Below are 10,389 nucleotides of genomic sequence, written 5' to 3' on the forward strand. Positions count from 1 at the left end.
TTAATTTTAGATTTTTTTAACTAGCTTAGCGTAATAAAATCCATCGCTTTCGCCTGGTAGTAGCTGTAACCCTGGCATTGTAACGGTGTCTTTGTCATGCAGAGGAATGTGCTCTGCATCGTCATTATTAGCTAAAAACTTAGCTACTTGTTGCTGATTTTCTTGTGGAAGAACCGAACATGTAGCGTATACCAATGTACCACCTGGTTTTAAAAGTGGCCAAATACTATTGAGTATATCACCTTGTAACTTAGCTAAATCTTCGATGTCTGATGCGCGACGTAACCATTTTATGTCAGGGTGGCGGCGAATTACACCAGTGGCCGAACAAGGCACATCAAGCAAAATACGATCAAATAATTTTTCGTCCCACCAAGTATGTGGTTGCGAGGCATCACCACATTGCAAGTCTGCACCTAAGCCAATACGGGTAAGGTTTTGCTTAACACGTTCAAGTCGAGTTGAGTCGCTATCGAGTGCAAGTACGTCTGCGTCAGCAAGTTCTAATATGTGACAGGTTTTTCCGCCAGGTGCTGCACAGGCATCTAAAATAGTGTCATCTGCTTTAGGCTCTAAAAAGCGTGCTGCAAGTTGTGCTGCGGCATCTTGTACTGAACATGCACCTGTATCAAACTCTGGTAAGGAAAATACATCGCGTGGTTTAGCGAGCTTAATTCCGTCTATAAAGTCAGGATTTAAGGTATGTTCAATATCGTTCGCCGTTAGCATATCGCTGTATTCTTGCGTGCTATATTGTGCTTGATTCACACGTAACCACATAGGTGCTTGTTGTTGGTTTTCTGCAAGTATGTCTTCCCAGCTATCTGGGTAGGCCTCTTTTACTTGTTTGATAAACCAATTAGGGTGGTTGTATAAACACACAGGGATAAGCTTCGCTTTTTCTTCAAGCTCAACTTGCTGGCGTTGAAAACTACGTAATATAGCGTTAATAAGCCCTTTTAAACCTAAAGCACGTAATTGAGCAAGTGCATTTACAGTTTCAGATATTGCTGCGTGCGGCGGTACACGCATGTGTTGTAGTTGATAAATACCTACATATAATAAAAATTGAAATATTCTGCGTTTACCTTTTAGTGGATCTTCCACTAAATGTTGGCAGTAGTTTTCAAGGCTAGGTAAGTAGCGTAAAACGCCATAACAAATTTGTTGTAGTAGCGCTTTGTCTTTTGGTGGTAAGCCTTGGCTAGCAAATGGCAGTTCTTGATTAAGCGAAGCGCCTTTATCAACTACGTTATATAAAGTTTCAGCGGCAAGCGCTCGTACGTTTTGAACATTACTCATTGTTTTCGCCTAATACTGTGCCAGGGGTAACCCAGTCACTACGACCATTTAAAAAGTCGTTAATTGCCATTGGTTTTTTACCTTGCGGTTGTAATTGCGTAATACATAAAGCATGTTCACCACACGCCACTATTACGCCATTTTTGTCGCTTGATAAAATTTGCCCAGGATTACCTGATTGCGAGGTAACCTGCGCTTGATAAATCTTTACTGTTTGCCCACTCATTTGAGTAAAGCACACAGGCCATGGGTTAAAAGAGCGAATGTTTCGCTCAATTTGCAGCGCACTCATGGACCAGTCTATATTAGCTTCCTCTTTAGAAAGCTTTTTAGCGTAGTTAGCAAGTTCATCGTTTTGAGGTTCAGGCGTGATCTCACCATTAGCTAATTTATTAATGGTTTCAATTAACGCATCTGGACCTAGCTCAGCAAGCTTGGTATATAAACTAGCGCTAGTTTCTGTCGTGCTAATAGGGCAGCGGCTTATATGTAGCATATCGCCGGTATCTAGCCCTTCATCCATTTGCATTATTGTTACGCCGGTTTGTTCATCACCTGCCCAAATTGCGCGTTGAATAGGTGCAGCACCGCGCCAGCGCGGTAATATAGAACCATGCACATTTAAACAACCTAAACGTGGAGCTTCTAAAATAGCTTTAGGTAAAATTAAGCCATACGCTACAACAATCATAATGTCGGCATTTAAGCTTGTTAGCTCTGCTAGTGCTTCATCATTTTTTAATGATTGTGGCTGAAAAACCGGTAAGTTGTGCTCAAGCGCTAGCGCTTTTACTTCACTGGCTTTTAATTTTTTACCACGACCGGCAGGGCGGTCTGGCTGGCTATATACACCCACTATTTGATGTTCGCTTTGTATTAGCGCTTGTAAATGACGTGCGGCAAAATCCGGCGTACCGGCAAATATAATGCGTAATGGTTGAGTCACTGAGTTTTCCTAAGGTGCTTATTACTGTTCTGCAAACTTGGCTTCTTTTTCAAGCTTTTTACGAATACGTTGGCGCTTTAATGGAGATAAGTAATCAATGAATAGCTTACCTTGAAGGTGATCTAGTTCATGTTGAATACAAATGGCCAGTAGTTCGTCTGCATCTAGCACAAACTCTTCACCGTTTTCGTTAAGTGCAGAGACTGTTACTGTTTCTGCGCGGTCAACTTTTGCATACGAGTTAGGTACTGATAAACAGCCTTCTTCGCTAATAGTTGAGCCATCTTTTTTGATGATTTGTGGATTAATTAATACCAGTGGCTCATCACGCTCTTCTGATACGTCAATAACAACAATTCGTTGATGAATATCTACTTGTGTAGCAGCAAGCCCTATACCATTTTCATCATACATAGTTTCCAGCATATCTTTAACAATTTGGCGTACTGTATCGTCAACTTGAGCAACTTCTTTTGCTATTGTACGTAAACGTTCATCTGGAAATCTTAAAACTTCTAACCTAGCCATAGTTACCTTTTTCACTTGTGCTTAATTTAGGGTATTGTATGCTCTTATTTTAGCCATTCACGTTCACCTTTAACAGGTTTTGGGCAATAATAATGAAAAAACAATACAAGGAAGCTCAATGAGATCCCCGTTAGTTGCAATCATGCTTGCATTAAGTGCTGCTTTTCCGGCAGTTGCAGATGTGTTGGAAATAAAAAAAGACGCGCCAAAACAGTATGTTGTAAAAAAAGGAGACACGCTCTGGGATATCTCTGGTATTTATTTAAATAAACCTTGGCTATGGCCAGAATTATGGCAAATGAATCCTCAAATAAACAACCCAAATCTTATTTACCCAGGGGATGCGCTAACATTAGTTTACGATGCAGACGGAAAACCTCGTTTAGTGATAAATAAAGCATACAGAAAGCTTTCTCCGCAGGGGCGTATTACCCCTAAAGGTAAAAATGCAGTTACAACATTGCCACTTGAACTAATTAAACCTTACTTGACGTATGAGCAAGCAATTAATAGCGACGAGATAGATAATAAGCCATATGTTTTGGGCGCAAATCAAAATACTAAAACACAGACACTGGGCCATATTTTATATATAAATGGCGATTTAAAATTAAATCAGGCTTACGCTATTTACCATAAAGGCGAACCTTATGTTGCTCCTAAAACAAATACTGCACTAGCTAATAAAGCAAGCTTTGTTGGGGTGGTACGTGTATTTAGGCGAGGGGATATCACCAACGGTGTGCCAGCTTCAGTAAGGGTTGAGTCGGTTAAGCGTGAAATTAAACAAGGCGATTTTTTATTACCGCTAATGCAGGGACAAATGTTGCCAGCATACTTTAATATGCACCGACCTAAACAGCCTGTTGAAGGTGCGGTCATTGCTTCTGCTAATCACAGTAGGGAATTCAGCACGATGGACATTGTGGTGCTAAACTTAGGTTCAGAACAACAAGTAGAACCAGGTCACATATTAGATATTGAACGTCAATCACCAGGTGTAATTGATGGACGGCGAGGGCCTCGTTATCCTGAAGACTCCAGTAGCTTTGAAAAACTGGTATCAGACACCAGTGAGTTTTTAGGCTTAGAAGCAGACGAAAACAGTACCGTTTGGACTATGCCTAAAGAAAAAGTTGGCGAGCTAATTGTCTTTAAAGTGTATGACAAAGTAAGTTATGCGTTAATAACTAAAAACCAGCACCCAATTCGCATTGGAGATATTGCAGTTATTCATTAAGAAGTAGCGAGTCGGTGCTCTAGGAGAGAGCATGGATCAGTCATCTGGCAAGCTAGCCCACTGGCTTGCCTTTTATATGTGTAAAGGGTTGGGTATAAAAACCCTTTTAGCACTATCTACAAACTATTCCCTTGGGTCGTTATTCGACTTATCTCATGACAAGCTTGTACAGCTTGGGCTAAGCGCTAATCAAGCGAGTAATTTACTCAACACCAATTGGCAACAAGTCAGTCATTATGAGCAATTAATAGCGCTGAACAACATTACTGTTGTCTGTATTTTTGATGCGCTTTACCCAGAAGATCTCCGGCAGATTGCCAGTGCGCCTTTATTACTCTTTTGCAGGGGAGATGTCTCGTTATTATCAACGCCACAAATTGCAATTGTTGGCAGTCGTAATGCTACCCCTACTGGGCTTGAAATAGCCTCAGAATTTGCATACGAGTTAACTTTGGCGGGTATTACGGTTACTTCAGGTATGGCGCGGGGAATAGATGGTGCAGCACATAAAGGCTCTCTTGCTGGTACAGGTAAAACCATAGCGGTGCTTGGTACTGGGGTTGATATTTACTACCCCAAACGCCATAAACTATTAACAGTCCAAGTTTTAGAAAGCGGTTTGCTGGTGAGTGAGTTTTTACCAGGCACAGCTGCTCATGCGCATAACTTTCCGCGTCGTAATCGTATTATTTCTGGGTTATCGTTAGGAGTGCTTATTGTTGAGGCTGAAATTAAAAGTGGTTCGTTAATTACAGTACGCTATGCGCTTGAACAAAATAAAGAGGTATTTGCAGTACCGGGTTCTATTAAAAACCCGTTAGCGCAGGCAAGTCACTTTTTAATAAAGCAAGGTGCTAAGCTGGTAGAAAACGTGGCTGACATTCTTGATGAGGTGAGTTTCACTTACGACAATAATGTATGTAGTAAAGAGCAGCCGATTCAAGCCAATTCTCAATGTGAGGTTTTAAATAGTATTGGCTTTGAAGTAACCAGTGTAGATGACATTGTGCGTCGTGCGCAGTGGCCAATAGATAAAGTACTCAGTAGGTTGCTCGATTTAGAATTAGACGATCAGATTGAGCGAGTGTTAGATGGTTACATCAAGTTAAGCGCAGGAAGGTAATATGTTTGATATTCTTTTGTATCTTTTTGAAAATTACATTCATAGCGAAGCGGATATATTTGCAGAGCAAAATGAGTTAACCGATGAGCTACTGCGTGCGGGCTTTCATAAGCCCGAGATATTTAAAGCACTCGATTGGTTAGAGCAATTAGCTGATTTACAACACAGCGACGAGTCTCCTTATCTTATTACTAACCCTAAAGATGCTGTGCGTATATTTACCGATAGTGAATGCCAAAGGCTCAGTGCTGAATGCCGTGGCTTTTTAATGTTTATTGAGCAAATAGGCGTAATCAATAATGTAACTCGTGAAATGGTAATGGACTGTTTAGCCTCTCTCGATAAACCAACTATAAGCCTAGAAGACTTAAAGTGGATTGTACTTATGATCTTGTTTAACGTTCCTGGCTCTGAAGAGGCATATGAGCAGATGGAAGATTTGATTTTTGATGAACCCAGCGAACTTCTTCATTAGAGATAATTATCTTAATTGTACTCAAATTACTTAAACGGATAAGCACAGCATTGCTTGTATCTTTAAGTGGTTTGGGTATATTAGGCGAAAATTCACCAACCTATTAGGATCACCATGAGTAAAATCGACCATTCGCTTTTCTCGGCGAACAAGCACGCCCTCGAAAAAGAATACGAGATATGCCCACAGTGTGGTTCAGAGTTAGTGATCCGCAATAGTAAATCAGGTCCTTTTTTAGGATGCGCAAGTTATCCCAAATGCGACTTTATTAGGCCGCTGGCACATCACGACAGTAACGAAATCAAAATATTAGAAGATTCAGCATGTCCTGAGTGTAGCAAACCGCTGGTGGTTAAAAATGGCCGCTATGGTATGTTTATTGGGTGTACGGGTTATCCAGAGTGTCATTATATTGCTAACGAAAATGAAGAAAAGCAAAGCGAAGACACTTTGCCTAGTTGCCCTAAATGCAAAAAAGGTCATTTAGTCGCGCGCAGTAATAAGTCTGGTAAAGTATTTTATTCTTGTGATTGCTACCCAAGTTGTAAATACACGCTTAATAATAAACCGGTTGAACATCCGTGTCCTGAATGTGACTGGCCTATCGTCATAGAAAGAAATATGGCAAACGGCATATTATTGCAATGCCCACAAAAAAGCTGCATGCATAAGCTCACCTCAACTGAATAACGTTTAATTATATCTGGAGACTACTTTGTCAGACCTTTCAAATACGCCCACTGCAATAACATGCTTAACGCAAGGCGAAGTTATTTTATACCCAACAGAAGCTGTATATGGTTTAGGTTGTGATCCAGATAATCAACAAGCCGTTGAGGCACTATTAGCTATTAAGCAGCGCCCGGTTGAAAAAGGGCTTATTTTAATCGCTGATAACTACGGACAATTATTAAAATACGTAGATGATGCAAAAATACCAATGGATAAACGCGCTGATATTTTTTCGAGTTGGCCTGCTGCAATTACATGGGTGATGCCTGCATCTAAAAATACGCCTAAATGGCTCACAGGGCAGTTTGATACCATTGCAGTAAGAGTAACAAACCATCCAACAGTAAAACGCTTGTGCCAAGAGTTTGGTAAGCCACTAGTATCAACCAGTGCAAACTTAACCGGTCAAGAAACGGTAATTAGTATTGATCAAGCCAAAGCGCAATTTACAGAACAAGTTGGCTTTTACGTTGACGAGGCGTTAGGTGGCAATACTCAACCAAGCACAATAAAAGACGCCATGACGGGCAAAATATTTAGAGGTTAATATGCAAAGCGAATTATTAGATCAAGTAAAAGCATACTTTATGGCTTTGCAAGACACTATTTGCAAAGGTTTGGAGGCTGCAGATGGAAGTGCTAAATTTATAGAAGATAACTGGCAGCGAGCAGAAGGCGGTGGTGGTCGTACACGTGTAACCACAAATGGCACTGTAATAGAGCAAGGTGGAGTTAATTACTCTCATGTATTTGGCGCCTCAATGCCTGGTTCAGCAACAGCACACAGACCAGAGCTTGCAGGACGTAGCTTTCATGCGTGTGGTGTGTCGTTAGTTATTCACCCTAAAAACCCTCATGTACCAACAAGTCATGCCAATGTGCGCTTTTTTATAGCCGAAAAAGAAGGCGAAGAGCCAATCTGGTGGTTTGGTGGCGGGTTTGATCTCACTCCTTTTTACCCAGTATTAGAAGACGTACAGCATTGGCATCAAGTTGCTCACGACATTTGTGCGCCATTTGGTAGTGAAGTTTATCCAAAATATAAAACATGGTGCGACGAGTATTTTTATTTAAAGCACAGAGACGAGACGCGCGGAGTAGGCGGTTTATTTTTTGACGACTTAAACGAACTTGGCTTTGAAAAGAGCTTTGCGTTTATGCAATCGGTGGGTAATGGCTTTTTAGATGCCTATTTACCTATTATTGAACGTCGCAAAAATGACGAATACACAGAGCAACAACGTGATTTTCAGCTTTATCGTCGCGGGCGCTACGTTGAGTTTAATTTAGTATGGGATAGGGGCACTTTATTTGGATTACAAAGTGGCGGGCGCACTGAGTCTATATTGATGTCTATGCCACCACTTGCACGCTGGGAATATAACTATAAACCAGAGCCAAGTAGCCCAGAAGCTAACCTATATCAGTATTACTTACGCCCGCAAGAGTGGTTAACGAGTCAACCAAGTGAGCTGATAGCCAGAGAGTGGCAATTATAAAATTAAACAATAATCAAAAAGGCGCTAATTAGCGCCTTTTTGCATTATGGCTAAATATAAATTTAATGCTGATTGATCATGTGCGTTGCTAGTTGAGAGAATGATTGCTTTAAGCCTTCACGTAACAACGGGTTGTCTATCTCTATATCCAGCGTCTTATTCATGCAATACATCCATTGATCGCGCAATGCTTTATCTACAGTAAAAGGCATATGTCTTTTACGTAGCATTGGCTGGCCATGTTTTTCAGTAAATAGGTTTGGCCCGCCTAACCAACCAGATAAAAATTCAAAAAATACTTGGCGAATTCGATCTAATGGCAGAGGATGCATATCATATAACGGTTTAGCGTATTCATCTGACTCCATTATGTCGTAGAATCGATTGGAGATAGCTCGCGCCCCTTTCTCTCCACCTATTATTTCATACGGTGTTTTTTCAGGAGTAGGAGCCTGTTGCTCGGGAGCCGGCTTAGATTTAGAAAAAAGTCGTTTAATCATATTACTTATCATCGTTAATAGGCAGTTTATAGCTGCAAAGAGGTTGCTTTAAAATGGACAAATATGCGGTTTTTGGAAATCCAATTAAACATTCAAAATCCCCCGCGATACATAAACAATTTGCTGTATCACTGGGTGAGCAAATCGACTATCGCGCAATATTAGCACCTATCGATAACTTTGAAAAAACAGTATTGTCTTTTTTTGAGCAAGGCGGTGTGGGTGCTAACGTTACAATGCCATTTAAAGAGCAAGCTTATGCAATGGCTGATGAGCTTACGCCATTAGCCAAAATAGTAGGGGCTGTTAATACATTAAAAAAACGAGATGATGGCTCATTACTCGGTGATAACACCGATGGTGTGGGCTTTGTAAATGATTTACTCGCTAATGAAGTAGCCATAACTAATAAACGCATTTTAATCATAGGTGCGGGCGGTGCTGCTCGAGGGGTTATTTTACCTTTGTTAGAACATAACCCTCAGGAAATAATAATAGTTAATCGCACAGCACAAAAAGCCAAAGAACTCGCAGAGCTGTTTACCCAATATGGACCAGTATCTGGCTTTGGTTTTGATGATTTACCAGTAAGCGATTACTCACTAATTATAAACTCTACCTCTAGCAGTATGAATAACGAACTTCCAGCACTTGATGAAAAACACATAACTAACTGTGAAGTCGCTTATGACATGTTTTATTCACTGCAAAATACCATTTTTATGAATTGGATTGCACAGCATAATATTAACGCTAAGCTTTTAGATGGCACCGGTATGTTAGTTGGTCAAGCTGCTCAAGCATATTATGTATGGCGTAATAAAATGCCAGAAATACTTCCCGTAGTGGATGCGCTCAAACAAGGAACGCTTAAATGAATCAGGCAATACAGTTTATAGATAGGCTCGAATTTAGAGAGCCCGATCATCAGCTAGTTTTTTTTGCACAAGTTAGTGGCATGCTGGTGGAATGCATAATAGAAGTAAATACACTTAAATTAACAGACGAAAGTCACGCAACAGAATATTTTGAACAGTATCGTTTTGATTATGAAGAACGTGCCGAGGAGCTTATCGAAGAAGAAAGCTATAACTCGGCAGGCCAAATTGAAGTAAGTTTATTAACTTAAGTTAGCTATTTCAGCTAAGTATTCATCTTTAAGTGACACATAGTTATCGGCAGATATTTTTAAAAAGGCAAGTTCTTGCTCTGTAAGAGGGCGGGCTTGCTTAGCCGGACTTCCTACATATAAGTAACCAGACTCTAAACGTTTGTTTGGTGGTACTAAAGAGCCGCCACCTATAATTACATCGTCTTCAACAACCACGTTATCCATAATAATAGCGCCCATACCTACTAGTATACGGTTTCCTAATACACATCCGTGCAGCATTACCTTATGACCAACAGTTACATCGTCACCTATAATAAGTGGATAACCATCAGGGTTGCTTTTAGTTGCACGAGATAAATGCAATACACTGCCATCTTGTATATTGGAGCGCTTACCAATACGTATATAGTTAACATCACCACGTGCAGCTACTAAAGGCCAAACACTACTATTATCACCTAGAGTAATATCACCAACCAAAACTGAAGACTCATCAATATAAACAGACGAATTAAACGAAGGTGTTATACCTTTATAAGAACGGATTGCCATATTTAGCACCTTTTAGATAATAGTTATTAGCTTTGAGTGTATCAGCAAGGTGATTTTTGTACCATACAGTGCACTGTTTGGTTACAAAACTATCAGTTTCAGGGTGTTTAGTTCAGATACTGACCGAACAGCATCTTTTTTTACTTTTTCTTTAAAAAAGTGCTTGCGTAAAAATCTGTTCTCCCTATAATGCGACCCCACTGAGACGGGAAACGCCAACGCATAGCAAGGCACGAACTACTCAAAGAGTTAAATAAAACTTCGGTTTTAAATCTTCCAAAAGAAAGTTTAAAACAAAGTGTTGACTCGAAAAATAAAGGGTGTATTATTCGCATCCCTTGAGACGCTAAAGCGACTCAAAACGTTCTTTAACAATAT

General features: G+C 40.3%; 13 protein-coding genes. 8 read left to right on the top strand and 5 right to left on the bottom strand.

The genetic code is table 11. From position 1 onward, the window contains the following. Nucleotides 1–6: 6 nt before the first annotated feature. From rsmB to def, 3 genes are read right to left on the bottom strand one after another with little or no spacing between them, the layout of a single operon-like run. Nucleotides 7–1,302 carry a 16S rRNA (cytosine(967)-C(5))-methyltransferase RsmB gene (gene rsmB / locus NRL14_RS18365; protein ID WP_149605225.1) on the bottom strand — a complete coding sequence of 432 codons (1,296 nt, stop codon included), beginning with the start codon at nucleotides 1,300–1,302 and terminating at the stop codon, nucleotides 7–9. Further along, nucleotides 1,295–2,248, bottom strand: a complete 954-nt coding sequence (gene fmt / locus NRL14_RS18370; protein ID WP_007377632.1) for a methionyl-tRNA formyltransferase — start codon at nucleotides 2,246–2,248, stop codon at nucleotides 1,295–1,297. The genes rsmB and fmt overlap by 8 nt, the downstream gene beginning before the upstream one ends. Nucleotides 2,249–2,269: 21 nt before the next feature. Then, nucleotides 2,270–2,776, bottom strand: coding sequence for a peptide deformylase (gene def / locus NRL14_RS18375; protein ID WP_007377631.1), 507 nt, complete (start codon nucleotides 2,774–2,776; stop codon nucleotides 2,270–2,272). A 118-nt stretch (nucleotides 2,777–2,894) separates the two neighbouring features. Between def and NRL14_RS18380 the strand changes: the two genes are divergently transcribed. The 6 genes from NRL14_RS18380 (at nucleotide 2,895) to hemF (ending at nucleotide 7,845) form a co-directional block, all read left to right on the top strand. Continuing rightward, complete coding sequence (locus tag NRL14_RS18380) at nucleotides 2,895–4,016, top strand: LysM peptidoglycan-binding domain-containing protein (RefSeq protein WP_306725322.1); 1,122 nt, start codon at nucleotides 2,895–2,897, stop codon at nucleotides 4,014–4,016. 31 nt (nucleotides 4,017–4,047) lie between these two features. Then, nucleotides 4,048–5,139 (top strand): DNA-processing protein DprA, encoded by a 1,092-nt coding sequence (gene dprA / locus NRL14_RS18385; protein WP_306725323.1) that lies wholly within the window; start codon nucleotides 4,048–4,050, stop codon nucleotides 5,137–5,139. Nucleotide 5,140: 1 nt separating this feature from the next. Then, the gene (locus NRL14_RS18390) at nucleotides 5,141–5,614 is read left to right on the top strand and encodes a DUF494 family protein (protein ID WP_096792177.1); all 474 of its coding nucleotides are present in this window, start codon (nucleotides 5,141–5,143) and stop codon (nucleotides 5,612–5,614) included. Nucleotides 5,615–5,728: 114 nt separating this feature from the next. Continuing rightward, nucleotides 5,729–6,304: a type I DNA topoisomerase gene (locus NRL14_RS18395; RefSeq protein ID WP_306725324.1), complete on the top strand. Its 576-nt coding sequence runs from the start codon at nucleotides 5,729–5,731 to the stop codon at nucleotides 6,302–6,304. Between the two features lie 25 nt (nucleotides 6,305–6,329). Continuing rightward, entirely contained in the window at nucleotides 6,330–6,893 is a 564-nt protein-coding gene (locus NRL14_RS18400) for an L-threonylcarbamoyladenylate synthase (protein ID WP_007377625.1), read from the top strand. A 1-nt stretch (nucleotide 6,894) separates the two neighbouring features. Continuing rightward, nucleotides 6,895–7,845, top strand: a complete 951-nt coding sequence (gene hemF, locus NRL14_RS18405) for an oxygen-dependent coproporphyrinogen oxidase (RefSeq protein ID WP_007584146.1) — start codon at nucleotides 6,895–6,897, stop codon at nucleotides 7,843–7,845. A gap of 62 nt (nucleotides 7,846–7,907) precedes the next feature. Here the strand turns inward: hemF and NRL14_RS18410 are convergent, their stop codons facing one another. Continuing rightward, nucleotides 7,908–8,345, bottom strand: coding sequence for a group II truncated hemoglobin (locus NRL14_RS18410; RefSeq protein ID WP_004335148.1), 438 nt, complete (start codon nucleotides 8,343–8,345; stop codon nucleotides 7,908–7,910). A 53-nt stretch (nucleotides 8,346–8,398) separates the two neighbouring features. Here NRL14_RS18410 and aroE point away from each other — a divergent pair, with 53 nt between their 5' ends. Further along, nucleotides 8,399–9,223, top strand: a complete 825-nt coding sequence (gene aroE, locus NRL14_RS18415) for a shikimate dehydrogenase (protein ID WP_306725325.1) — start codon at nucleotides 8,399–8,401, stop codon at nucleotides 9,221–9,223. Further along, on the top strand, nucleotides 9,220–9,474 hold the full coding sequence (locus NRL14_RS18420) for a DUF1488 family protein (protein ID WP_007377622.1): 255 nt from the start codon (nucleotides 9,220–9,222) through the stop codon (nucleotides 9,472–9,474). The genes aroE and NRL14_RS18420 overlap by 4 nt, the downstream gene beginning before the upstream one ends. Here NRL14_RS18420 and NRL14_RS18425 read toward each other — a convergent pair. Continuing rightward, nucleotides 9,466–10,011: a gamma carbonic anhydrase family protein gene (locus NRL14_RS18425; protein ID WP_007377621.1), complete on the bottom strand. Its 546-nt coding sequence runs from the start codon at nucleotides 10,009–10,011 to the stop codon at nucleotides 9,466–9,468. The two genes, NRL14_RS18420 and NRL14_RS18425, sit on opposite strands and share 9 nt — an antisense overlap. Nucleotides 10,012–10,389 lie beyond the last annotated feature (378 nt).

The organism is Pseudoalteromonas sp. 20-92 (assembly GCF_030847595.1).
Lineage (GTDB): Bacteria > Pseudomonadota > Gammaproteobacteria > Enterobacterales > Alteromonadaceae > Pseudoalteromonas > Pseudoalteromonas fuliginea.